Below are 23,220 nucleotides of genomic sequence, written 5' to 3'. Positions count from 1 at the left end.
CGGACCCCCGCGGGGCTGCGCCCCCGGACCCCCGTGGGGTTCCGCCCCTGCACCTCCGTGGGGTTCCGTCCCTGCAACCCTGTGGGGCTGTGCCCTCGGCCTCCCGGCGGGGCTGCGCCCCCGGACCCCCGCGGGGCTGCGCCCCCGGACCCCCGCGGGGCTGCGCCCCCGGACCCCCGTGGGGTTCCGCCCTTGCACCCCCGTGGGGCTCCGCCCTCGGCCCCGGCAGGGCTCCGCCCCCAGACCCCGCCAGTGGCTCTGCGCCCCCTGCACTCCCGCATCGGGGCGGATGGGGTAGGCCGGGGGAGGGGGCGGGGCATCGGCTCCCGGCTTCAAGCGTTGGACGCCGGAGGTCTTTAGGGGCGCGGGGAACTGCGCGACCGGCCCCCACCCGCCGGCGGCCGAACAACGCGCTGCGGGGCGGCGGTCTTCGAATTCAAGCGTCGGGCGTCGGACGCTTTGAGGGGTGTGGGGAACCGCGCGACCCGCCCCCATCCGCCCGCGGTCGAAGACACGGCCCTCGGGGTCTGGGGCGGAGCCCCAGGTTGGGATGGGTCGGGTAGGGGCGGCGGGGGCGAGAAACAGCGACGCCGGTGGGGGCGAGAGTCTCGCCTCCACCGGCGTCCGGAGGAATCGGCCGGTTACTTGACCGGCTCGGGCTCCGGCTCGCTCTCCGCCTCCGCCGCCCCCGCCGGATCAACCGGCGTCCTGACGGAGTCGAGGAGGAGCTGGGCCACGTCCACGACCTGGACGGACTCCTTGGCCTGGCCGTCGTTCTTCTTGCCGTTGACCGAGTCGGTCAGCATCACGAGGCAGAACGGGCAGGCCGTGGACACGATGTCCGGGTTCAGCGAAAGAGCCTCGTCGACGCGCTCATTGTTGATGCGCTTGCCGATCCGCTCCTCCATCCACATCCGCGCACCACCGGCACCGCAGCAGAAGCCACGCTCCTTGTGGCGGTGCATCTCCTGCTGACGCAGGCCCGGGACCGCCGACATGATCTCGCGCGGCGGCGTGTAGATCTTGTTGTGGCGGCCCAGGTAGCAGGGGTCGTGGTAGGTGATGAGGCCGTCCACCGGGGTGACCGGCAGCAGCTTGCCCTCGTCGATGAGGTGCTGGAGCAGCTGGGTGTGGTGGATGACCTCGTAGTCGCCGCCGAGCTGCGGGTACTCGTTGCCGATCGTGTTGAGGCAGTGCGGGCAGGTCGCGACGATCTTCTTCGCCGACTTCGGCTTCTTCGTCGACTCGTCCTCGTCATCCTCACCGAAGGCCATGTTCAGCGCGGCGACGTTCTCCATGCCGAGCTCCTGGAACAGGGGCTCGTTGCCCAGGCGACGGGCGGAGTCACCGGTGCACTTCTCGTCGCCGCCCATGATGGCGAACTTGACGCCCGCCATGTGGAGGAGCTCCGCGAAGGCCTTCGTGGTCTTCTTGGCGCGGTCCTCGAGGGCGCCGGCGCAGCCGACCCAGTACAGGTACTCGACCTCGGACAGGTCCTCGATGTCGCGTCCGACGACCGGGATCTCGAAGTCGACTTCCTTCGTCCACTCGAGGCGCTGCTTCTTGGCCAGACCCCAGGGGTTGCCCTTCTTCTCCAGGTTCTTGAGCATCGTGCCCGCCTCGGACGGGAACGCGCTCTCGATCATCACCTGGTAGCGGCGCATGTCGACGATGTGGTCGATGTGCTCGATGTCGACCGGGCACTGCTCGACGCACGCGCCGCACGTGGTGCAGGACCACAGCACGTCGGGGTCGATGACGCCGTTCTCCTCGAACGTGCCGATGAGGGGGCGCTCGGCCTCGGCGAGCGCGGCGGCGGGCACGTCGGCCAGCTGCTCCGCCGACGCCTTCTCCTCGCCCTCCATGTTCTTGCCGCCGCCCGCGAGCAGGTACGGCGCCTTGGCATGCGCGTGGTCGCGCAGCGACATGATGAGGAGCTTGGGGGAGAGCGGCTTGCCCGTGTTCCAGGCGGGGCACTGCGACTGGCAGCGGCCGCACTCGGTGCACGTGGAGAAGTCCAGCAGGCCCTTCCAGGAGAACTGCTCGACCTGGGAGACACCGAAGACGTCGTCCTCACCCGGATCGGTGAAGTCGATGGCCTTGCCGCCGCTGGTCATCGGGAGCAGCCCGCCGAGAGCGGTCTCACCCTTCGCGTTCCGCTTGAACCAGATGTTCGGGAAGGCGAGGAAGCGGTGCCAGGCGACACCCATGTTGGTGTTGAGACCGACCGTGATCGCCCAGCCCATGGTGACGCCGAGCTTGATCATGGCGGTCAGGTAGACCAGGTTCTGCAGTGTGCCGAGGCTCAGGCCCTTGAAGGCGGCGACCAGGGGGTACGAGGCCCAGTACGCGGCTTCGTAGTGGTGCACGCCGTGGATCGCGCCCTCCAGGCCGCGCAGGGTCATGATCGCGAGGCCGATGACGAGGATCACGGCCTCGACGAAGTACGCCTGGCCCGTCTTGGAGCCCGCGAAGCGCGACTTGCGGCCCGGCTTCGAAGGCCGGTTCAGCTGCCGGATCGCGATCAGTACGAGGATGCCGAGCGTCGTGAACAGCGCGATGAACTCGGTGTACAGCTCGTAGGGCAGCCAGCCGCCCAGGATCGGCAGCGTCCAGTCGGCCTTGAACAGCTGACCGTACGCCGTGACGATCGTCAGGCCGAGGGTCAGGAAGCCGACGGCGACGAACCAGTGCGCGACGCCGATGATCCCCCACCGGTTCATCCGGGTGTGGCCGACGAACTCCTTGGCCAGCGTGATGCTGCGGGCCTTCCAGTCGTCGGTTCGGGAACCGGCCGGGACCGGCTGGCCCAGCTTGATGAACCGGTAGATCTGTGCGACGGCTCGTGCGATGAGCGCAACGCCGACCACGGTCAGCGTCAGCGACACAATGATCGCGGCGAGTTGCATTGGGGGCTCCTCGGGCCTGCGAGGGGGGAGCTGAAGGCCGACCTTCAGCTGATTACTAAGCGGTAACTTATGCAGTCCGTCTGAGACTACCCATATCTTCCGCCGCACTGTAGCCAGCGGTGCGGTGATCTGCGTCGCTGAGGTCCACCTGAGTCGCCGAAGTCGCCGACCCGCAGTTGCGGAAGTCACGGACCCGCAGTCGCGGAAGTCACCGACCCGCAGTCGCGGGGCCACCGGCCGACACGTAAACCCGATCGTGTTATCTGCGGTGTATTTGCGACATTTAATACTAAATTGGCGGCGTGCTGTACGGAATCGTCGCCGCCACCTCCGCCCTGCTCCTCGCCGCCGTGCTCGCCGCCCTGCTGCGGCTCCTCGCTCTGCGCCTCGGCGTGGTCGAACGGCGGCGGGCGCGCGCGGTGCCGCTGCTCGGCGGGGTGGCGGTGGTGGCGGTCGCGGCGTTCGTCGCCGGGGTCGGGGACTGGACGGGCGTGGCGCCGCTGGGGCCGGCGGCCGGGAGGCTGCTGGCCGCCGGGATCGGGGTCGGTGCCCTCGGGCTCGTCGCCGACCTGTGGCCCCCGCCGGCTCTTCTGCGGGTTCCGCTCCAGGCGGCCGTCGTGACCGGCGCCGCCGCGCTGACCGTGCCCTACGACGAGCTCGGCCCGGCGGTCGGGGCGGTGGCCGTCGGCTGGATCGCCCTCGCCACCCATGCCTTCACCTCGCTCGATCACGCCGACGGAGTGATGGGGACGGTGGCGGTGGTGACCGCCTTCGCGCTGAGCGGCTGCGCGGCCGCCGAGGTCATGGACGGGCTCGCGGCGCTGCTGAGCGTGCTGGCCGCCGCGCTGACCGGGTTCCTGATGCACAACTGGCCTCCGGCCCGGATCGTGCCGGGGCGCTGCGGCGCGCTGTTCGTCGGGTTCGTGCTGACCTCGGCGGCGGTACTGGTCCACGCCGGGCGGGCGGCCGGGTCGAGCGTGGGCGCCGCGTTCGCGCTGACGGCCGTGGCGACCGCCGACGCCGTACTGGTGCTGGTGTCGCGGCGGCGGGCCGGGCGTCCGCTGTTGCGCGGCGCCCCCGATCATCTGGTCCACCGGCTGCGGCGCCTCGGTGTCACACCTCCGGGCGCCGCGATCGTCGTGGGGGTCACCGGCTTCGCGGGTGCACTCGTCGGGATGCTGATCGACATGGGATGGGTGAGCGCGACGGCGGCGTTGTGGGTGGCGGGCGGCGCCTGTGTCGGCGTACTCGCGCTGCTTAGGATCCCCACCTACGGGGGACGGCATGTCCCCGCGTCCGGGAGTCGGTTGGCCGAGAAGCCGCAGGTCGGACCACGTCTACAAGCACACCTGCGTGTAAGTAAGAGATAAGACTTGAGCCCCCATGACTCATGTCTGTTGACCCAGCAGTGAGTGTCGTGCACACTTGAGTCCGTTCCACTCAAGTCATTGCTGGAGGAATTGAAATGGCACGTGCGGTCGGCATCGACCTGGGCACGACTAACTCCGTCGTCAGCGTTCTGGAGGGCGGCGAGCCCACCGTCATCACCAACGCCGAGGGCGCCAGGACCACGCCGTCCGTCGTCGCCTTCGCCAAGAACGGTGAGGTGCTCGTCGGCGAGGTCGCCAAGCGCCAGGCGGTCACGAACGTGGACCGGACCATCCGCTCCGTGAAGCGTCACATGGGCACGGACTGGAAGATCGAGCTCGACGGGAAGAACTTCAACCCGCAGCAGATGAGCGCCTTCATCCTGCAGAAGCTGAAGCGTGACGCCGAGGCCTATCTGGGCGAGAAGGTCACAGACGCGGTCATCACCGTCCCGGCGTACTTCAACGACTCCGAGCGCCAGGCGACGAAGGAGGCCGGCGAGATCGCGGGCCTGAACGTCCTGCGCATCGTGAACGAGCCCACGGCCGCCGCCCTCGCGTACGGCCTGGACAAGGACGACCAGACGATCCTCGTCTTCGACCTCGGTGGCGGCACCTTCGACGTGTCCCTCCTGGAGATCGGTGACGGCGTCGTCGAGGTGAAGGCCACCAACGGCGACAACCACCTCGGTGGTGACGACTGGGACCAGCGTGTCGTCGACTACCTGGTGCAGCAGTTCCGCTCCGGCCACGGCGTGGACCTCGCCAAGGACAAGATGGCGCTCCAGCGTCTGCGCGAAGCCGCCGAGAAGGCGAAGATCGAGCTGTCCTCGTCCACCGAGACCTCGATCAACCTGCCCTACATCACGGCCTCCGCCGAGGGCCCGCTGCACCTGGACGAGAAGCTCACGCGCGCCCAGTTCCAGCAGCTCACCGCCGACCTTCTGGAGCGCTGCAAGACGCCGTTCCACAACGTCATCAAGGACGCGGGCATCAACCTCTCCGAGATCGACCACGTCGTTCTCGTCGGTGGCTCCACCCGCATGCCCGCCGTCGCCGAGCTCGTCAAGGAGCTGACCGGCGGCCAGGACGCCAACAAGGGCGTCAACCCGGACGAGGTCGTCGCCATCGGCGCCGCCCTGCAGGCCGGTGTCCTCAAGGGTGAGGTCAAGGACGTCCTGCTCCTCGACGTCACCCCGCTGTCCCTCGGTATCGAGACCAAGGGCGGCATCATGACGAAGCTCATCGAGCGGAACACGACGATCCCGACCAAGCGGTCCGAGATCTTCACCACCGCCGAGGACAACCAGCCGTCCGTCCAGATCCAGGTCTACCAGGGCGAGCGCGAGATCGCGGCGTACAACAAGAAGCTCGGGATGTTCGAGCTGACCGGTCTGCCGCCGGCCCCGCGTGGTGTCCCGCAGATCGAGGTCGCCTTCGACATCGACGCCAACGGCATCATGCACGTGACCGCGAAGGACCTGGGCACGGGCAAGGAGCAGAAGATGACCGTCACCGGCGGCTCCTCGCTGCCGAAGGACGAGGTCGACCGGATGCGCCAGGAGGCCGAGCAGTACGCGGACGAGGACCACAAGCGCCGCGAGGCCGCCGAGACCCGCAACCAGGGCGAGCAGCTCGTCTACCAGACCGAGAAGTTCCTCAAGGACAACGAGGACAAGGTCCCGGGTGACGTCAAGACCGAGGTCGAGGCCTCCATCGCCGAGCTGAAGGAGAAGCTCAAGGGCGAGGACACCGCCGAGATCCGCACCGCCACGGAGAAGGTCGCCGCGGTCTCGCAGAAGCTCGGCCAGGCCATGTACGCCGACGCCCAGGCCGCGCAGGCCGCCGGTGGCGCCGAGGGTGCCCCCGGCGCCGAGCAGGCCAAGGCCGATGACGACGTCGTCGACGCCGAGATCGTCGACGAGGAGCGCAAGGACGGTGCCGCGTGACGGAGGAGACCCCGGGCTTCGAAGAGAAGTCTGACGTCCCCTCCGGCGCCACCCCTGACGACGCCGAGCCGAAGGCCGCCACCCCCTCCACGGAGGAGGCGGCGGCCCCGGCCGGGGACGCATCAGCAGCACAGACGGCCGGTCTGACCGCACAGCTGGACCAGGTCCGTACGGCGCTCGGCGAGCGCACGATGGACCTCCAGCGGCTCCAGGCCGAGTACCAGAACTACCGCCGCCGGGTCGAGCGCGACCGGATCGCGGTCAAGGAGATCGCCATCGCGAACCTCCTGACCGAACTCCTGCCCGTGCTCGACAACATCGCCCGCGCGCGGGACCACGGCGAACTGGTCGGCGGCTTCAAGTCGGTGGCCGAGTCGCTGGAGACCGTCGCGGCGAAGATGGGCCTCCAGCAGTTCGGCAAGGAGGGCGAGCCCTTCGACCCGATGATCCACGAGGCCCTGATGCACTCGTACGCGCCGGACGTCACGGAGACGACGTGCGTGGCGATTCTGCAGCCGGGGTATCGCATCGGCGAGCGCACCATCCGCCCCGCGCGGGTGGCGGTCGCCGAACCTCAGCCGGGGGCGCAGACCGTGAAGGCCGACGAGGCCGAGGCGGCCGACGACAAGGAGAGCGGTGGCCCGGACGAGGGCTGACGTTGAACGCATGAGAGAGGAGGGGCGTCGAGGATGAGCACCAAGGACTTCATCGAGAAGGACTTCTACAAGGTCCTCGGCGTCCCCAAGGACGCCACCGAGGCAGAGATCAAGAAGGCGTACCGGAAGCTCGCCCGCGAGTTCCACCCGGACGCCAACAAGGGCAACGCCAAGGCCGAGGAGCGCTTCAAGGAGATCTCCGAGGCGAACGACGTGCTCGGAGACCCCAAGAAGCGCAAGGAGTACGACGAGGCACGCGCCCTCTTCGGCAACGGTGGCTTCCGTCCGGGTCCCGGCGCGGGCGGCGGCAACTTCAACTTCGACCTGGGCGACCTCTTCGGAGGCGGTGCCCAGGGCGGAGCGGGCGGTGCCGGCGGCTTCGGCGGCGGCATCGGAGACGTCTTCGGGGGCCTGTTCAACCGTGGCGGCGCGGGCACCGGTACGCGGACCCAGCCCCGGCGCGGCCAGGACATCGACACCGAGGTGACGCTCAGCTTCACCGAGGCGGTGGACGGCGCGACGGTCCCGCTGCGGATGACGTCCCAGGCGCCCTGCAAGGCCTGTTCGGGCACCGGCGACGCGAACGGCACACCGCGCGTGTGCCCGACGTGCGTCGGCACCGGCCAGGTCGCCCGCGGCTCCGGCGGCGGCTTCTCGCTCACGGACCCCTGCCCGGACTGCAAGGGCCGCGGTCTGATCGCGGAGAACCCCTGCGAGATCTGCCACGGCAGCGGCCGCGCCAAGTCCTCGCGCACGATGCAGGTCCGCATCCCGGCGGGAGTGAGCGACAACCAGCGCATCCGCCTGCGCGGCAAGGGCGCACCCGGCGAACGGGGCGGCCCGGCGGGCGACCTGTACGTCACGGTCCACGTGGACGCCCACCCGGTCTTCGGCCGCAAGGGCGACAACCTCACCGTCACCGTGCCCGTCACCTTCACGGAGGCGGCGCTCGGCGGCGAGGTGCGTGTACCGACGCTGGGCGGCCCCCCGGTCACCCTGAAACTGCCCCCGGGCACGCCCAACGGCCGTACGATGCGGGCCCGCGGCAAGGGTGCCGTCCGCAAGGACGGTACGCGCGGCGACCTCCTCGTCACCGTCGAGGTCGCGGTCCCCACGGACGTGTCGGGCAAGGCTCGCGACGCCCTGGAGGCGTATCGCGAGGCAACCGCGGGCGAGGACCCACGGGCGGAGCTCTTCCAGGCCGCGAAGGGAGCATGAGCAGATGGACGGCCGTCGTCGGAACCCCTATGAACTGACCGAGGAGACCCCGGTCTACGTCATCTCGGTGGCGGCCCAGCTCTCCGGCCTGCACCCGCAGACCCTGCGCCAGTACGACCGCCTCGGCCTGGTCTCCCCGGACCGCACCGCCGGGCGCGGCCGGCGCTACTCGGCCCGCGACATCGAGCTGCTCCGCACGGTGCAGGCGCTGTCCCAGGACGAGGGCATCAACCTGGCCGGCATCAAGCGCATCATCGAGCTGGAGAACCAGGTCGCCGCCCTCCAGTCCCGAGTCGCGGAACTGGAATCGGCCCTGGACGGCGCCGCTGCCGCGATGCAGCAGCGCGAGGCCGCGGTGCACGCCTCGTACCGCCGTGACCTGGTCCCGTACCAGGAGGTCCAGCAGACGAGCGCGCTGGTGGTCTGGCGCCCGAAGAGGCAGCAGTCCTCGGACTGACGTCCGACGCCCATCTGTCGCAGGGGCCCGGAGGCTGAGCCTCCGGGCCCCTGCGCGTCACTTGGCGGGCGCCGTGACCGTCCAGTCGCCGGCGGGCAGGGTCTCGGTGCCGTCGGCCTTCACACCGGTCACCCAGTAGTAGGACGTGGTGCCGCGCTTCGCGCCGGTGTCGAAGTACTCGAACGCTCCGGCCGAGGTCTCGTGGATCTTCTCGTACGCGGCGGTGGCGGGGTTCCACCGATAGAGGCGAAAGCCCTGCGCGGGCTCGGCGGACTCCTCGTCGCCCGCTCCGAGCCCGGACCAGGTCAGGCGGTTGCCCTCGTCGCCCTCCGCCCCAGTCGCCTCCAGACGCAGCGGCGAGCCCTCGGGCGTCGGCACGCTCGGCGTGGTGTCGAGCTCGGTCGCCGCCACGGCCTCGGCCGTCCGGGTCCACTTGAAGGAGGAGTTCCAGGACGTGTCGATGGCGTCGACGAAGAAGCAGACGCGGTCGCCGTCCGGTCGGGTGGTGTACGAGTACGAGGTGGTGTCGGCCGGCAGGTACTCCGTCAGCGTTCCGGCGCACACCTGCTCGTCGCCCTCGTCGCCCCAGAGTTCACCCCGGTAGACGGTGTACCTCCCGAGGTCGGCGGCCGGGTTCTTGTCCCACTCCAGCTCGAAGCCGTACTCGGTCGGAGTGACCGTCAGCCCGGTGACGGCGGGCGGCGGGGTGAGGTCCTCGCGCTCCCCGGCGGCGGCCACGGAACGCGCGGACTCGTTGCCCGCCGCGTCGAGAACGGTCACCCGGTAGTAGTAGGTGACGCTCTCGACGGCCGAGGTGTCCAGGTACGAGAGCTTGTCCGTACTGTCCACCGGGCTGTACACGCCGTTCTCGCTCGGCGCCCGGTAGACGCGGTAGGACACCGCTCCCGTGACCCCGTTCCAGTCGAGCTGCAGCCCACGGGACACGGAGGTGGCGATCAGCCCGGCGGGCGCGGCGAGCGCCGTCCGGTCGACGGTGGTCACGGCCTGGTCGGCGGTGCCCGTCGACTCGTTGCCGGCCTTGTCGTGGGCGCGGACCTCGTAGTAGTAGGTGTCGCCGGTCGCGGGCACGGTCGTGTCCGTGTACGAGGTGGTGGTCGGCGCACCCAGTCTCGACCAGGCGGCGCTGCCCTTGAGACGGCGGTAGACGTGATACCCCGCGAGGTCCATCTCCTTGTTCTTCGCCCAGCCCAGCTTGGCGTTGCCGCCCGCCGTGTCGTACGAGACGGAAGTCCCGGTCGGCGCGAGGGGCTTGACCTTGTCGACGGTGGCGGTGGTGCGGGGGCTGTAGCCGAAGCTGACGTTGGCGGCGCCGGTCCAGTTGGCGTAGTCGACGCGCAGGGTGTGCTTGCCGGAAGGGATCGTGAGGTTGACGGTCTTTTTCACCGTCGAGGAGACGTTCTTCCAGAGGTCGACCTTGCGGGTGCCGTCGAGGTAGACGCGCAGACCGTCCTGGACGGCGACGGGAAGGGCGAAGGGGCCTCCCGATCCGAAGTCCCTCGTCACGGTCCAGCGGACGCCGAAGTTGTCCTTCGGGAGGCGGGAGGCGGGGGCCTTCGTGCCCCAGTTCTCGCTGACCGTGGTGTCGCAGTCGGTCTTCTTCGGCGTCCCGGAGAAGGCGGTGTTCGCGAAGAACTGCCGCTTGTAGACGGGGGAGACGCAGTTCGTCGTGGCGGAGGCGGTGGGGGTGGCCACGGTGGTGAGGAAACCGGCCGTGGTGGCCAGCACCACGGCCGCCGCCCGCAGGGTGGTCTTCATCGGGAGGTCAGGCTCCGCTCGGCAGGGACACACTGGAGTCCACGTTGCTGAAGGTCTCCGAGCCGTCGGGTGCGACGACCGAGAGCAGGTAGTAGACGGTCGTGCCGGCGGGCATGGTGGTGTCCGTGTAGTTGGTGGCGGTGGGCGCCAGGGGGACGTTCGTCACGCGGACGTAGGTGCTCGTCGCGCGGTCCCAGCGGTACACGTTGATGCCGGCGGCCTCCGTGGCCACCGAGTCGGCGCACTCGATGTACATGCCGCCCGCGTCGCCGAGGGTCGTATAGGTGAGCACGGAGCAGGGCGCGGTGTCCTCGGGGACGGTGGTCGGCCTGAGGTCGAGTTCGGTGACGGTGACGGTGGAGACGGGACGGTCCCAGTACGCTCCCGTCCACTCGGCGTAGTTGCCGTAGATGTCGGCCGGGATGACGACGTAGGTCTTCTCCTCGCCGTCAGCCGGCTCCGGACCGACGACGAACTCCGAGGTGCCGGCCGGCACCTCGCCCAGGAACTCCGGCGTGCAGCACGACCGGTACTCGTAGACCTCGTAGTGGTCCAGGTCCGTCGCCGTGCTGTCGTCCCAGTCGAGCTTGACGCCGTACTCCAGCGGCTCGGCCGTCAGGCCGGTCACGTTCGGCGGCGGGATCTCGTCGCCGGGCCGGGTGACGGTCAGCTCCGCGGAGCCGGTGGACCACAGACCCGCGGTGTTCTTCCGGATCATCACGTAGTGGTAGGTGCGGCCCTGGTCGCCGTCGTAGTCGGTGCAGCTGCGGATCGTGTTGCCGGCCACGTCGGTGCGGGTCTTACGGCTGCGACAGTCGACGGGGTAGGCGCTCGCGATGTTCACCGGAGAGGTCTCCGAGCGATACACCTCGTAGTCGGCGGTGTCGCCGCCCGCGGGCTCCGTCCAGGTGAAGACCGCACCCCAACTGGGCGTGGTCGCCACCACGTTCGTGGGCGGAGAGATGGTGCGCCTGCTGCGCACGACGGCGGAGGCCGCGGCGTTCCCGGCCGCGTCGACGGCGCTGACCTTGTAGTCGTACGCCTTGCCGTACGACGCCGTGGTGTCGGTGTACGCGGTGGCCGTGGTCTCGGCGAGCTCGGTGTACGAGGTCGAGGTGTCCCGCTTGCGGAGGATCCGGTAGGTGGCCGCGTCCGCGGAGGCCGTCCAGGAGAGGTTGTTGGACGCCTCCGTGGCGGTGGCGGTGAGGACCGGAGCGGCGGGCGCGGTGTGGTCGTCCGTGGTGACCGGCCCCTGGTCGGCGCCGCCGGCCGACTCGTTGCCCGCCTTGTCGTAGGCGCGGACCTCGTAGTAGTACGACTGGCCCGTGGCCGGCGGGGCGTCCGTGTGGCCCCGGCTGGTGGTCGTGGCCACCTTCGTCCAGGTACCGGTGCCCTTCACCCGCCGGTAGACGCGGTAGCCGGCGAGGTCCATCTCCTTGTTCGCGGCCCAGGTGACCTTGACGAGGGGGAGGTTCTCCGCGTCCGGGAACTCGTCGAACCCCGCGCCGGTCGGCGCGAGCGGCTTGACCTTGTCGACGGTGGCGGTGGTGCGGGGGGTGTAGGCGAAGGAGACGTTGGCGGCGCCGGTCCAGTTGGCGTAGTCGACGCGCAGGGTGTGCTTGCCGGAAGGGATCGTGAGGTTGACGGTCTTTTTCACCGTCGAGGAGACGTTCTTCCAGAGGTCGACCTTGCGGGTGTTGTCGAGGTAGACGCGGATGCCGTCCTGGGCAGCGACGGGAAGGGTGAAGGGCCCGCCGGAGCCGAAGTCCCTTGTCGCGGTCCAGCGGACGCCGAAGTTGTCCTTCGGGAGGCCGGAGGCGGGGGCCTTCGTGCCCCAGTTCTCGCTGACCGCGGTGTCGCAGTCGGTCTTCTTCGGCGTCCCCGAGAAGGCGGTGTTCGCGAAGAACTGCCGCTTGTAGACCGGCGAGGTGCAGGTGGTGGCCGCGGCGGCGGAGGTGGCGGTGAGGAGGCCGCCTGCGGTGGTGAGCACGAGGACGGTGGCGGTCGCGACCGTCGTGCGTCTGGCTGGTTTCATGCGTTCCTTCGGTCCCGATCGTCAACGGCGGGCAAAGCCGTTGACGATCAGGACCGACAAGGAAGGGGATTGGTTGTACGGATCTTTGCCGCCCTTTGAAGGTCGGGCGACCTTGAACGTCAGGCGACCTCGTAGTAGTAGGTGTCGCCGGTCGCGGGCACGGTCGTGTCCGTGTACGAGGTGGTGGTCGTCGTGGCCGGTTTCGACCTGGTGGTGCTGCCTTTGAGACGGCGGTGGACGCGGTATCCGGAGAGGTCCAGTTCCTGGTTCTTCGCCCAGGTCGGCTTGGCCTTGCCGGTGGCTTTGTCGTACGCCACGGAGGGGCCCGTCGGGGTGAGGGGCTTGACCTTGTCGACGGAGGCCGAGGTGCGCGGATTGTAGGCGAAGGAGACGTTGGCGGCGCCGGTCCAGTTGGCGTAGTCGACGCGCAGGCCGTTCTGGGCGGCGACGGGAAGGGTGAAGGGCCCGCCGGAGCCGAAGTCCCTTGTCACGGTCCAGCGGACGCCGAAGTTGTCCTTCGGGAGGCCGGAGGCGGGGGCCTTCGTGCCCCAGTTCTCGCCGACCGCGCCGTCGCAGTCCGTTTTCTTCGGTGTGCCGGAGAAGGTGGTGTTCGCGTAGAACTGCCGCTTGTACGCCGGTGATGCGCAGCTGCTCACGGCGGAGGCGGGTGCTCACGATATGGCGAGCAGGCCCCCGGTGGTGGCGATCGTCAGTGTCGTGGCGAGCGCCGGTCCACCCCGTCCAACTGGTCCCATGCTTCCCCTGATCCGTGCTGCGGTGTGCGCGGCCACCTTGGAGACTCCCGGGCGTGGGGGTGGGTTGTATGCCGCCGGGGAGCGAGTGACGCAAGTCAATCAGAGGGGTTCTGTGGAAGTGGCGGCGCACCCCCTTCCCATCGTGTTCACTTGGGGAACACAGAATGCTGTTGCCATCTCGTTAAGTGGTTACTCCTTGACGCTGAGGTGATCGCCGCGTTGGCTTTCAGCCACCTGGGTCGCAAAGCAGCTACCTCGCCCGGAAGGCACCTGATGTGAACACTCGTAACACCCGGCTTCGTCGTACCGCCATAGCCCTGGCCTGCTCCGCGATGACCGTCTCCCTCGCCGCGTGCGGTGTCGTGGACGGGATCGGCGGCAGCAGCACCAAGGCGAGCCCGACCAAGGGTGACGACATCACGGTTGGTCTGCTCCTCCCGGAGAAGGCCAACACCCGTTACGAGAAGTTCGACTACCCGATCATCGAGCAGCAGGTCGCCAAGCTCACGAACAACAAGGGCAAGGTCGACTACGCCAACGCGGCTCAGGACGCCACCAAGCAGAGCCAGCAGTTCCAGCAGATGGTGGCCGACAAGGTCGACGTGATCCTCGTCGACGCGGTGGACTCCAAGGCCATCGCGAGCGATGTGCAGAAGGCCAAGGACGCGGGCATCCCCGTCATCGCCTACGACCGTCTGGCGCAGGGCCCGATCGACGCCTACATCTCCTTCGACAACGAGCTCGTCGGCCAGGTCCAGGGCAAGGCCCTCCTGGAGGCGCTCGGCACCGACGCCACCTCGAAGAAGATCGTCATGATGAACGGCTCGCCCACCGACCCGAACGCGGCGCAGTTCAAGGCGGGCGCCCTGGGTGAGCTCAACGGCAAGGTCGTCATCTCCAAGTCGTACGACACCAAGGACTGGGACCCGGCCGTCGGCAAGGCCAACATGGAGAAGGCCATCACGGCCATCGGCCTCAACAACATCGCCGGTGTCTACTCCGCCAACGACGGACTCGCGGGTGCCGTCATCGACGCCCTGAAGACCATGGGCGTCAGCAAGGTGCCGCCGGTCACCGGCCAGGACGCCGAGCTGGACGCGGTGCAGCGGATCGTCCGGGGCGAGCAGTACATGAGCGTCTACAAGTCCTACCCCGACGAGGCCTCCGCGGCCGCCGAGATGGCCGTGGCGAAGGTCCAGGGGCGTGGCATCGAGTTCGACGCGCTCACCCGCGACAAGGTCGACAGCCCCACGAACAAGAAGATTCCCTCCCAGCTGATGCCCGTGGTCGCCCTGACCAAGGCGAACATCAAGGAGACGGTGATCCAGGACGGCATCTACACCGTCAAGCAGATCTGCGCGGCCTCGACCAAGGCGGACTGCACGGCGATCGGCCTCAAGTAGTCGTGCTTCCGCACTGACGACCTGTACCGACGTGCTGCACTGACGAACGCGCGGGAGCCCTGGGCGAGGGGCTCCCGCGCGTTCGTCGGATCAGGGGTCGGCGCCCCATCGACTGCCATATCGTCAGCGCCGGCGCCGTGCACGAGGTGGCGGCCGCGAGGGAGGGCGGGGGCCAGGCGCAGCCGCTCCGGTTCCAGGGCGACGCTCTCGCTCTCAGCCGTCGGCATCGGCGGGACGTACCCGCGCTCACGGCCGCGGTGGGCGGCGCCGCGCGCGGCCGGCGTCGCTCATCTCCGGGCTCCTCTCGGGTGCTCCAGGAGAAGTCGGCGGCAGCGTGATCGCCAGGTGAACCGTTTCGGGGCTGCGCGTGTCTCAGAGGGGGACCGTGCTTGTTGTGTTTGATGCGCTAGTTGCGCTGGAGGCGTCCGTGGCCATGATCGGCCTGTTCTGGATCACCAAGGAGAACGTGTACGTGGGCGCCGAGCCCGAGGGGTACGGGCGCGGGGTGCGGCTCACCCCCGAGGGGCTTCAGGCTGTGGGCACGGGCCAGCAGGGGTTCTGGCCCTGGGCGGATGTCCGTGAGGTCACCGTCCACGACGTGCAGGTGCGCTCCAGTACCCGGTGGCTGGTGAACAACGTGATGGACACGGTCCTCGACATGGCGACGGGCGGCGGTGAGGCACCGCCCGCGTTCGAACTCCATGTACGGACGGACGAGGAGAAGGCCGAGCTGACGGTGTACACCGCGGCCGTCGGCGGCTACGTCCAGTCCGAGTACGAGTTGTCGGTGGCACTGCTGAACCGGTTCGTGGACGGTACGGCGGACGTGGCGCGGCTGCTGGAGTGGGGGAGCGTCGAGGGCGACGGCGTGACGCCCTGGCGGGCGGCCCGCGAGGCCCTGCTCACGAGCTGGGCCGCGGCCTGAGATGTTCGAGGAGGGCGGCGAGCCCCTCCGGGGTGGTGGCGAGTACGGTGCGGGGTTCGTCGCTACGTGATCATCGACGACCACGACAACCAGGGCACCGTCACCGTCCTCACCGAGCCCCAGCCGGAGAAGGCCGACTGGGTCGGAGTGCACCGAGTCCCCTACGGCACCGACGTCACCGTCCCCGAAGGCCCCGCCAAGGGTTTCGTGATCGGGGAGACGATCACCGGGCCCAAGCGGAGCTGAGCCCGCGCCCGACCTCCGGGGGAAACCGCATCCTCACGCCACCCGGGTGAACTCCACCGTCACCTCCGGCGGCCCCCCGGCCACCCCCCGGTAGATCCCCTTGTGAGGGGTCACGTCGTCGTAGTCGCGGCCGCGGCCGACCACGACGTGGGACTCGTCGGCCCGGGTGCTGTTGGTGGGGTCGTAGCCGGTCCAGTCGCCGGCCCAGTACTCGATCCAGGCGTGGCTCTGGCCGGCGACGGGGCGGTGGAGTTCGGCCTCGCGTTCGGGGTGGAGGTAGCCGGAGACATAGCGGGTGGGCAGGCCCAGGCCGCGCAGGAGGGCCGCCGTCAGGTGGGCGATGTCCTGGCAGACGCCCGCACCCTGTTCCCAGGCCTCCACGGCGCCGGTGTTCACACCGGTGGCGCCGGGGATGTACGAGACCTGGTCGGTGACCATGGACGAGACCGCGACCGCCGTCTCGTGTGGGTCCAGGCCCGTCGACGCCGACCTCGCCCGCTCCACCAGCTCCTGTGTCACCGTCGTACGGGTGGTCGGGGACGCGTACTCCAGGAGGCGGGAGTTCGCCGTCGTTCTCGCGACCTCCGCCCAGGTCGGCGCGGGGGCCGGCGGGCCCGGTGGGGCCGTTTCCACCAGGCTCGACGCCGTGATGGTCAGGTCCTCGTGCGGTTCCATCAGGTCGAAGCCCGTCACCTGGGTGCCCCAGTAGTCCCAGTACGACCAGGTGGGCGTGGTCGGGTTGACCGTGACCCTGGCGTCCAGGGTCGTCTGGCCGGGGAGTGTCAGGGGGGTCATGCGGACCTCGTTGTGGGAGGAGACCGCGGCCTGTGCGTACGAGACGCGGGTGGTGTGCCGGATCCGCAGCCGGCGTGTCACGGGAGTGCTCATCGCGCTCACGCTCCTTCCTGGGCCCACTCGACGGGCCCCTGGTACGGGAAGAACCTCTCCGCCACCGCCTCCGCCGAGGCCATGCACGCTTGTTGCAGGTCACGGAGGAGCAGGGGGAGCTGTTCCTCCAGGGCCGTCAGGTCCAGGTACTCCAGGCGGGTTCTCATCCGGCCTATCGGGCGGCGGGCCGGGTCCTGACGGGGGCGGCCGAGGGCGGCGAGGCACTCCTCGGCGGTGGTGAGCGCGTGCAGGGCGGACCGCGGGAAGTCCCGGTCAAGGAGGAGGAATTCGGCCACTCTCGGGGTGTCGCCGAAACCTCCGTACACCCGGGCATACGCCTCGTCCGCGCCGCTCGCGCTCAGCAGCGTCGGCCAGTCGGGCGCGTGGACGGCGTCCAGCACGCGGACGGAGAGGAGCCGTACGGTCATGTCCACCCGCTCCAGGCTCCGGCCCAGCACCACGAAACGCCAGCTGTCGTCGCGGCTCATCGTGGAGTCGGCGAGGCCGAAGAAGAGGGCGGCCCGACGGCGTACCAGCTCCAGGTACGCGTACGGGCCCGTACGGCGGGCCGCGAGGCGCTGGTCGGCCAGCGCGTGCCAGGTGGAGTTGAGGCACTCCCACATCTCCGAGGAGACGGCCTCGCGGGCGCTGCGGGCGTTGAGGCGGGCGGCTCCGAGCGCGCCCTCGATGGAGCAGGTGGAGCGGGCGTCGAAGGCGAGCTGGTCCAGGACCTGCTGCATGTCGACGCGTTCGGCGCCCGCGTCGACGCCGAGGATGGCGTACAGGGAGCGGCAGGCCACGTTCTCGTCGCGCCAGGGGTCCTCCAGGAGGCGGTGGAGGTAGGCGTCGAGGATGCGGCCGGTGGCGTCCGCCCGCTCGACGTAACGGCCCGTCCAGGTCAGGGCCTCGGCTATGCGGGAGAGGATCACGTCGTTCACTGCTGCTGTGCCCCTTCCTGTACGACGCCACGGTCGCCGTCGGGTCCGAGCTGGCGCGGGACCACGTCCAACGCCGTGCCGTCGTCGGCGAAGTCGAGAACTCGGGGGAGCTCGGCGGGGCCCTCCGCCAGCACCCAGGTGTCCTTGGAGCCGCCGCCCTGGCTGGAGTTGACGATGAGGTTGCCCTCCTGGAGGGCGACCCGGGTGAGGCCGCCGGGCAGCACCCAGATGTCCGTGCCGTCATTGACGGCGAACGGGCGCAGGTCGATGTGGCGGGGCGCCATCCGGTCGCCCGCGAGGGTGGGCGAGGTGGAGAGCGCCACGGGCCGCTGCGCGATCCAGCCACGCGGGTCGGCGGCGACGGCCTCCCGGGTGCGCTCCAGGGTGTCCCGGTCGGCCTTGGGGCCGATGACGATGCCCTGGCCGCCCGCCCCGTCCACCGGCTTGATCACCAGCTGGTCGATCTGGTCGAGGACGGCGTCCAACTGGCCCGGTTCGTCCGGACGGTAGGACTCGACATTCGGGAGAACGGGCTCCTCGCCGAGGTAGTACCGGATCAGATCGGGTACGTACGTGTAGAGGAGTTTGTCGTCGGCGATGCCGTTGCCCACGGCGTTGGCGAGCGTGACGGTGCCCGCCTGGGCGGCGCTGAGGATGCCCGGGCAGCCGATCACCGAATCGGGCCGGAAGTGCAGCGGATCGAGGAAGTCGTCGTCGAGCCGTCGGTATACGACATGCACCGGCATCTCGCCCCGCGTGGTCCGCATCCAGACACGGTTGTTCCGGCAGACGAGATCGTGCCCCTCGACCAGCTGCACCCCCATCAGCCGGGCCAGCAGGGCGTGTTCGAAGTAGGCGGCGTTGCTGGGGCCGGGGGTGAGCACGACGACCCTCGGGTCGCCGACCCCGTCGGGCGCGGCGGCGCGCAGGGCCGCCAGAAGTCTCTGCGCGTAGCCGTCCACGGGGACGACGTGCTGTTCGGCGAAGAGGGACGGGAAGATCCTGGTCATCGCGCGCCGGTTCTCGATGACGTACGAGACCCCGGACGGCACGCGGACGTTGTCCTCCAGGACCCGGAAGTCCCCGGCCTCGTCCCGTACGAGATCGATGCCGGCGACGTGGATGCGTACGCCGCCGGGTGGCTCGATCCCGTGCGCCGCCCGGTGGAAATGGGGGGAGTTGAGCAGGAGACGCCAGGGCACGACCCCGTCCTCGAAGGCGCGGCAGGGCCCGTAGGCGTCGGAGAGGTAGGCCTCCAGGGCTCTCACCCGTTGGGAGACCCCCCGTTGGATGAGGTCCCATTCGAGGGCGTCGAGGATCCTGGGGACCAGGTCCAGCGGCCAGGGGCGCTCCTCGCCCGCGAAGGCGTAGGTCACGCCCCGGTCGGTGAACGCGCGAGCCATCTGGTCGGCCCGGAAGCGCAGTTCACCCGGTTCGATCGGCTGCAGGGCGGCCAGTACCGGCTCATAGGCGGTCCTGACTTCACCCGGCCGCTCAAACATCTCGTCCCACGCATCGGCCAACGCGTACGCGTCAAATATGTCCGCCATGGCCTGACGGTAGGTGCGGTACGTAACGTACCGATCACTCGACGATTTCCGGCAGCTCACGCGATCCGGACAAGGGCCGGAGGAGCCCTGGCCGGACGAGGAGTGTCCGGCCAGGGCGGGCCAGGACGCCGTGTCGCCCTGGGTGAGCGGGTCCACGATGCACCGGGCGGCGCACCGCCACCACCGTCATGTTGTTGCAGAGCGCCGTGCGGAGGTGGGGATATTTCAGGACGTATGCGGGCGAGAAGGGGCGCGTGAAGGGTGCAGCCGTGTTGCGATGGCGGTCGGGGCCGCGCATAGTTGCGCTGCGGACGGCGCGGAGGCGTCGCATCGCGAGGATGCTGGAGCCAGGGGTGGAAGATGGCCGGGCACAGGAGGGACAGGCATCCGCACGGCGCTGACCGACTGTGCGAGGCCGGGGACCGGGTGTACTCCCGGGCCGTGCGGCGCGGACGCGTGCCGCGCGAGGACGCCGAGACGGTGCCCTGTCTTGTCGAGTTGGCGCTGCTGCATCCGGACCCCGACGACATGGGGTGGCTGGTGCCGACCTCGCCGCAGGAGGTCATGACACGGCTGCTGCGCGGGGTGTACGAGGAGGTCAGCGCCAGCCAGACGCGGGTGGGCGACGCGGTGGCCGCGTTCGAGTGGTACGCCGGTCTCGGCGGGCGCGTCCAGGCGCCCACGGAGGGCGTGGCGATCCGCGTGCTCGACGGACTGCCGCGGATCCGGGCCGCGATGGACGAGGCGACCGAGGCGTGCGCGACCGAGGTGCTCACCGTGCAGCCCGGCGGCATCCGCCGCGAGGACGAACTCTCCGAGGGTCTGCACCGGGCGCTGGAGATGCGCCGGCGGGGCGTGCGGATGCGCGACCTGTACACGCACGTGGCCCGGCACGGCCAGGGCCTGCACAACTACATGGAGCTGATGGGGGAGGTCGCGGAGGCCCGTACCCTCGACGAGGTCGTGGAGCGGCTCATCCTGTTCGACCGCAAGGTGGCGTTCATCCCGGCCAACTCCGACCGCACCATCGCCCTGGAACTGCGCCACCCCGCCCTCGTCGACTACCTGGTCACGGTCTTCGAACGGCTGTGGCGCCTGGCGATCCCGCTCGCCGCGCCGCTCCCGGACACCGGCATCGACGGCATCACCCACCGCGAGCGGTCCATCGCGGCACTGCTCGCCGAGGGACACCAGGACGCGGTGGTCGCGGAGCGGTTGGGTATCAGCGTCCGCACCTGCCGGGCACACATCGCACGCCTCTCGGAGACCCTGGGCGCCGCGAGCCGCACCCAGTTGGGTGTGCGGATCGCGCAGGCGGGCCTGGACGGACCGCAGCGCGCCGCGGAACTGCTGCCGCTCAGTGATCCCGGTCGAGAATCCCCGACCGCCCGATGAGGTAGCCGAGTTGGGCCCGGCTCTCGCTGCCGAGGGTGACGGCGAGTTTGGCGATGTGGACGCGGGCGGTGCGGACGTTCATGCCGAGGCGGTCGGCGATCACGGTGTCCGTGTGCCCTTCGACGAGCAGGGCGGCTATGGCGCGTTGGCGGGGGGTGATGCCGTTGTGGGACGGGCGCTGGACGGCTTCGGGGTACATGGGGGTGGCCAGGCGCCAGAGCCGGTCGAAGGTGGTCACGAGGTAGGAGACCAGGGCCGGATGGCGGACTTCCAGGGCGAGGAAGCCGTCTTTGTCGGCGGGGATGAAGGCGACGGAGCGGTCGACGGCGATGAGCCGGTCGGTGATCTCGTCCAGGCTCCGAGCCTCGACGTCGCCGTTCAGCTGTTCGTAGCGGGCGAGAGTCATGGGTGAGTGGCGGAGCGTGTGCTGGTAGAGGGTGCGGATGCGGGCGCCGCGGTCGAGCAGGGCCTGGTCGCGACCCAGGGCGGTGGCCTCGGCCGCCTCATAGCGCCGGCCGATGTGGCCGGCGTGGGGCTGGATGGTGAGGAGTTCCCGGGATGCGTCGGCCATGGCCTCGGTGATGGCCCCGTTGATCCGCTCCGTACCGCTGAGGACCCGGATCGTCGGGGTGTCCGTGGCTGCCGTGCGCCGGCCGTCGATCCGCATCAGCGGCTCGAACACCGCGGCCAGTCTGGCCTCGCGCCGCCGTTCTTCCGCGACGCGTTCCTCGGAGGTCCGTAACAACCGGTGGAGGGCGACAGCCGGGGCGACGGGCTCCAGCCAGTTCAGATCCTCGATGGCCGGGTGCACCAGTCCGAAGTCGACGAGGCAGGGTGCTTCGGCGGCGTCCGCGCTGCGTACGCGCCCTTCGCGCAGGGCCCGTTCGTACAGCTCCGATCCGGCCGGGCACAGTTCTTCCACGCCGTGGGCCGGGTGCGGCGCTTCGGTCACCCCGCCGCTCCCTCCTGCTTGAGGATTCCCGATTCCGCGATGAGATAGCCGAGTTGGGCGCGGCTGCCGCTGCCGAGAGCGGTGGCCAGCTTGGCTATGTGGGAGCGGCAGGTGCGGACGTTCATGCCGAGGCGGCGGGCGATGGCCTCGTCGACGTGGCCCTCCACCAGGAGTTTGGCGATGGAGTGCTGGATGTCCGTGATGCCGTCGGGGTCGGTTTCGTAGGGAGCGCCGGTGCTCAGCGGGACCGAGCGGGCCCACATGAACTCGAAGACCTTGATCAGGTAGCGGACGAGGCCCGGATGGCGGAGTTCCAGTGCCACTTGCTGATCGTCGCGCGCGGGGATGACGGCGACGGTCTCGTCACAGATGATCAGGCGCTCCACCAGCTCGTCGATGGTGCGGTATTCCACCTTGCCGTTGGAGAGCTTGTCCACGTAGGCCAGCTTTTCCGGGCTGTAGCGGGCCGTGTGTTGATAGAGCGTCCGGATCCTCACACCACGTTCGATCAGCACCCTGTCCCGCTCCAGCCCCTGGATGAGGGCGCGCTCGCCGCGGTTGCCGCTGGGCTGGACCGTGAGCATCTCGGTCTGGCACTGGGCCGTGGCCAGGTTGAGCGCCGCGTTGATGCGGTCGCCGCCCTCCAGCACGGTGATGGAGTGCGTGCTCACCGTGGTCTGCGCGCTGAGGGCCATGAACGGCTCGAAAGCGTCGGCCAGTTCGATCGACAGCCGCCTGCGCTCGGTGATCTCGTGTTCCAGGGGGTTCAGCCGCTGGGACAGGGCGATCGACGCGGGTACGGGACGCAGCCAGTTGGCGTCATCAGGATCGGGATGGAGTAGGGCGAACTCCATCAGGCAGGGAGCCGTCTCCACTTCCGCGCGGGCGATACGTCCCGTGCGGAGGGCATTCGCGTAAAGGCGGCTTCCCTCCTCGCACAGCTCGGTCACCGCATGGGGATGTGTCGCTTTAGTCTGATTCGTTGCCAAATCTCCACCCCCCAGGGTCCTGAACGTGCAGGAACATGATGCATCGATTATGTGGCCATGACGTGCCCGAATGAGCCATCGTCGTATCCGACGGGGGAAGAGGGGACCTTCAAGTGAGGACGAAGCCGAATATGGGTAACAAAATGCTTCGCTCGGTGCTTGTCGCCGCCTTCTCCGCCGTTGTGGCCTTCGGTGCGCTGAGTGGCCTCTCCGATGGGAAGGGTGACGCTCGGGCGGACAGTGCCTGGCCGGCGGTAGCCGTGTCCACCACGCCTGCCGGTGGCAGCGCGTCGTCGGTCAGTACGGATGACGGCGCCGGGAGTTGATGTGACGACACCCCCGGACGACCGATCCTTCCGCCGAGAAATGGCCACCGCGTACCGCTCCGGCTGGCACTTCATCGACCTGGCGACCGCCATTCCCCACAGTGGCGACTCGCTGATGGTGACGGTGTTCGGAGAGCCGGTCGTCGTCACCCGGGACGACGACGAGGACGTCCGGGCGTACCGGTGTCTGCGGCGCCCGCGCGGCGCGCCGCAGCCCGTGCGATGTGCCATTCGATACGGAATGATCTTTGTGAACCTCGACCAGCGTGACCACCAGCTGGCCGAGCCGGAAATCCCGGACGTAAGGACCATCTCAGCCACCCCCCGCAGTGCCTGACGCGATTCCCCCGTCGTAGTAGATCGCGCAGGTACTTCCCCCCGCAGCGGGGGGGGCGGGGAAAGGTTTGTGGGGGGGGGCGGGGGTGTTTTTGGGGGGTTTGAGGGGTTATCGGCGGTGGGGGGGAAGGTGAGGTCCGGGGGGTTGTT

19 protein-coding genes are annotated in these 23,220 nt (G+C 69.6%); 10 read left to right on the top strand and 9 right to left on the bottom strand.

Annotation, left to right across the window (positions count from 1 at the left end; translation table 11 throughout):
• Positions 1-641: 641 nt before the first annotated feature.
• Entirely contained in the window at positions 642-2,909 is a 2,268-nt protein-coding gene (locus tag ACFVWD_RS51080) for a (Fe-S)-binding protein (RefSeq protein ID WP_168493942.1), read from the bottom strand.
• A gap of 302 nt (positions 2,910-3,211) precedes the next feature.
• On the opposite strand from ACFVWD_RS51080, the gene ACFVWD_RS51075 reads away from it, so the two are divergent.
• From ACFVWD_RS51075 to ACFVWD_RS51055, 5 genes are all read left to right on the top strand, one after another.
• A complete protein-coding gene (locus ACFVWD_RS51075) occupies positions 3,212-4,279 on the top strand; it encodes an MraY family glycosyltransferase (protein ID WP_389605471.1) in 1,068 nt (355 codons plus the stop codon).
• 95 nt (positions 4,280-4,374) lie between these two features.
• Positions 4,375-6,225 carry a molecular chaperone DnaK gene (dnaK, locus tag ACFVWD_RS51070; protein WP_099921503.1) on the top strand — a complete coding sequence of 617 codons (1,851 nt, stop codon included), beginning with the start codon at positions 4,375-4,377 and terminating at the stop codon, positions 6,223-6,225.
• Positions 6,222-6,881, top strand: coding sequence for a nucleotide exchange factor GrpE (gene grpE / locus ACFVWD_RS51065; RefSeq protein ID WP_389605470.1), 660 nt, complete (start codon positions 6,222-6,224; stop codon positions 6,879-6,881). Before dnaK ends, grpE begins: the two co-directional genes overlap by 4 nt.
• A 33-nt stretch (positions 6,882-6,914) precedes the next feature.
• Entirely contained in the window at positions 6,915-8,099 is a 1,185-nt protein-coding gene (gene dnaJ / locus ACFVWD_RS51060; RefSeq protein WP_389605469.1) for a molecular chaperone DnaJ, read from the top strand.
• Between the two features lie 4 nt (positions 8,100-8,103).
• A complete protein-coding gene (locus tag ACFVWD_RS51055; RefSeq protein ID WP_030617286.1) occupies positions 8,104-8,556 on the top strand; it encodes a heat shock protein transcriptional repressor HspR in 453 nt (150 codons plus the stop codon).
• A gap of 57 nt (positions 8,557-8,613) precedes the next feature.
• On the opposite strand, the gene ACFVWD_RS51050 is transcribed toward ACFVWD_RS51055, so the two are convergent.
• From ACFVWD_RS51050 to ACFVWD_RS51040, 3 genes are all read right to left on the bottom strand, one after another.
• On the bottom strand, positions 8,614-10,332 hold the full coding sequence (locus ACFVWD_RS51050; RefSeq protein ID WP_389605467.1) for a fibronectin type III domain-containing protein: 1,719 nt from the start codon (positions 10,330-10,332) through the stop codon (positions 8,614-8,616).
• A gap of 7 nt (positions 10,333-10,339) precedes the next feature.
• A complete protein-coding gene (locus tag ACFVWD_RS51045; protein ID WP_389605465.1) occupies positions 10,340-12,367 on the bottom strand; it encodes a PA14 domain-containing protein in 2,028 nt (675 codons plus the stop codon).
• Positions 12,368-12,486: 119 nt separating this feature from the next.
• Positions 12,487-13,023 (bottom strand): hypothetical protein, encoded by a 537-nt coding sequence (locus tag ACFVWD_RS51040; RefSeq protein ID WP_389605463.1) that lies wholly within the window; start codon positions 13,021-13,023, stop codon positions 12,487-12,489.
• 374 nt (positions 13,024-13,397) lie between these two features.
• On the opposite strand from ACFVWD_RS51040, the gene ACFVWD_RS51035 reads away from it, so the two are divergent.
• The 3 genes from ACFVWD_RS51035 (at position 13,398) to ACFVWD_RS51025 (ending at position 15,696) form a co-directional block, all read left to right on the top strand.
• Entirely contained in the window at positions 13,398-14,525 is a 1,128-nt protein-coding gene (locus tag ACFVWD_RS51035; protein WP_389605462.1) for a sugar ABC transporter substrate-binding protein, read from the top strand.
• Positions 14,526-14,958: 433 nt separating this feature from the next.
• A complete protein-coding gene (locus tag ACFVWD_RS51030) occupies positions 14,959-15,450 on the top strand; it encodes a hypothetical protein (RefSeq protein ID WP_389605475.1) in 492 nt (163 codons plus the stop codon).
• A gap of 66 nt (positions 15,451-15,516) precedes the next feature.
• Positions 15,517-15,696 (top strand): hypothetical protein, encoded by a 180-nt coding sequence (locus ACFVWD_RS51025; protein WP_389605460.1) that lies wholly within the window; start codon positions 15,517-15,519, stop codon positions 15,694-15,696.
• A 33-nt stretch (positions 15,697-15,729) separates the two neighbouring features.
• Here ACFVWD_RS51025 and ACFVWD_RS51020 read toward each other — a convergent pair whose 3' ends face one another.
• From ACFVWD_RS51020 to ACFVWD_RS51010, 3 genes are read right to left on the bottom strand one after another with little or no spacing between them, the layout of a single operon-like run.
• Positions 15,730-16,584: a transglutaminase N-terminal domain-containing protein gene (locus tag ACFVWD_RS51020; protein ID WP_389605458.1), complete on the bottom strand. Its 855-nt coding sequence runs from the start codon at positions 16,582-16,584 to the stop codon at positions 15,730-15,732.
• A 5-nt stretch (positions 16,585-16,589) separates the two neighbouring features.
• Positions 16,590-17,522: an alpha-E domain-containing protein gene (locus tag ACFVWD_RS51015; RefSeq protein ID WP_389605456.1), complete on the bottom strand. Its 933-nt coding sequence runs from the start codon at positions 17,520-17,522 to the stop codon at positions 16,590-16,592.
• Positions 17,519-19,072, bottom strand: coding sequence for a circularly permuted type 2 ATP-grasp protein (locus ACFVWD_RS51010; protein WP_389605455.1), 1,554 nt, complete (start codon positions 19,070-19,072; stop codon positions 17,519-17,521). The genes ACFVWD_RS51015 and ACFVWD_RS51010 overlap by 4 nt, the downstream gene beginning before the upstream one ends.
• A gap of 360 nt (positions 19,073-19,432) precedes the next feature.
• On the opposite strand from ACFVWD_RS51010, the gene ACFVWD_RS51005 reads away from it, so the two are divergent.
• On the top strand, positions 19,433-20,467 hold the full coding sequence (locus ACFVWD_RS51005) for a LuxR C-terminal-related transcriptional regulator (protein WP_389605453.1): 1,035 nt from the start codon (positions 19,433-19,435) through the stop codon (positions 20,465-20,467).
• Here the strand turns inward: ACFVWD_RS51005 and ACFVWD_RS51000 are convergent.
• Positions 20,430-21,419 (bottom strand): helix-turn-helix transcriptional regulator, encoded by a 990-nt coding sequence (locus tag ACFVWD_RS51000; protein ID WP_389605452.1) that lies wholly within the window; start codon positions 21,417-21,419, stop codon positions 20,430-20,432. The genes ACFVWD_RS51005 and ACFVWD_RS51000 overlap by 38 nt on opposite strands.
• On the bottom strand, positions 21,416-22,408 hold the full coding sequence (locus ACFVWD_RS50995; RefSeq protein ID WP_389605450.1) for a helix-turn-helix transcriptional regulator: 993 nt from the start codon (positions 22,406-22,408) through the stop codon (positions 21,416-21,418). The genes ACFVWD_RS51000 and ACFVWD_RS50995 overlap by 4 nt, the downstream gene beginning before the upstream one ends.
• 366 nt (positions 22,409-22,774) lie before the next feature.
• Between ACFVWD_RS50995 and ACFVWD_RS50990 the strand changes: the two genes are divergently transcribed.
• Positions 22,775-23,071 carry a (2Fe-2S)-binding protein gene (locus tag ACFVWD_RS50990; protein ID WP_389605473.1) on the top strand — a complete coding sequence of 99 codons (297 nt, stop codon included), beginning with the start codon at positions 22,775-22,777 and terminating at the stop codon, positions 23,069-23,071.
• Positions 23,072-23,220: the final 149 nt, after the last annotated feature.

It is taken from the genome of Streptomyces sp. NPDC058086 (genome assembly GCF_042885015.1).
Taxonomy (GTDB): Bacteria; Actinomycetota; Actinomycetes; order Streptomycetales; family Streptomycetaceae; genus Streptomyces.
This window is presented reverse-complemented; position numbering and strand designations above follow the sequence as displayed.

Coding starts and splice junctions, on each gene's coding strand:
- ACFVWD_RS51010 (WP_389605455.1), bottom strand. CDS start 19,072: ATGGCGGACATATTTGACGCGTACGCGTTGGCCGATGCGTGGGACGAG.
- dnaJ (WP_389605469.1), top strand. CDS start 6,915: ATGAGCACCAAGGACTTCATCGAGAAGGACTTCTACAAGGTCCTCGGC.
- ACFVWD_RS51005 (WP_389605453.1), top strand. CDS start 19,433: ATGGCCGGGCACAGGAGGGACAGGCATCCGCACGGCGCTGACCGACTG.
- dnaK (WP_099921503.1), top strand. CDS start 4,375: ATGGCACGTGCGGTCGGCATCGACCTGGGCACGACTAACTCCGTCGTC.
- ACFVWD_RS51020 (WP_389605458.1), bottom strand. CDS start 16,584: ATGAGCACTCCCGTGACACGCCGGCTGCGGATCCGGCACACCACCCGC.
- ACFVWD_RS50990 (WP_389605473.1), top strand. CDS start 22,775: ATGGCCACCGCGTACCGCTCCGGCTGGCACTTCATCGACCTGGCGACC.
- ACFVWD_RS51055 (WP_030617286.1), top strand. CDS start 8,104: ATGGACGGCCGTCGTCGGAACCCCTATGAACTGACCGAGGAGACCCCG.
- ACFVWD_RS51080 (WP_168493942.1), bottom strand. CDS start 2,909: ATGCAACTCGCCGCGATCATTGTGTCGCTGACGCTGACCGTGGTCGGC.
- ACFVWD_RS51050 (WP_389605467.1), bottom strand. CDS start 10,332: ATGAAGACCACCCTGCGGGCGGCGGCCGTGGTGCTGGCCACCACGGCC.
- ACFVWD_RS51030 (WP_389605475.1), top strand. CDS start 14,959: ATGATCGGCCTGTTCTGGATCACCAAGGAGAACGTGTACGTGGGCGCC.
- ACFVWD_RS51045 (WP_389605465.1), bottom strand. CDS start 12,367: ATGAAACCAGCCAGACGCACGACGGTCGCGACCGCCACCGTCCTCGTG.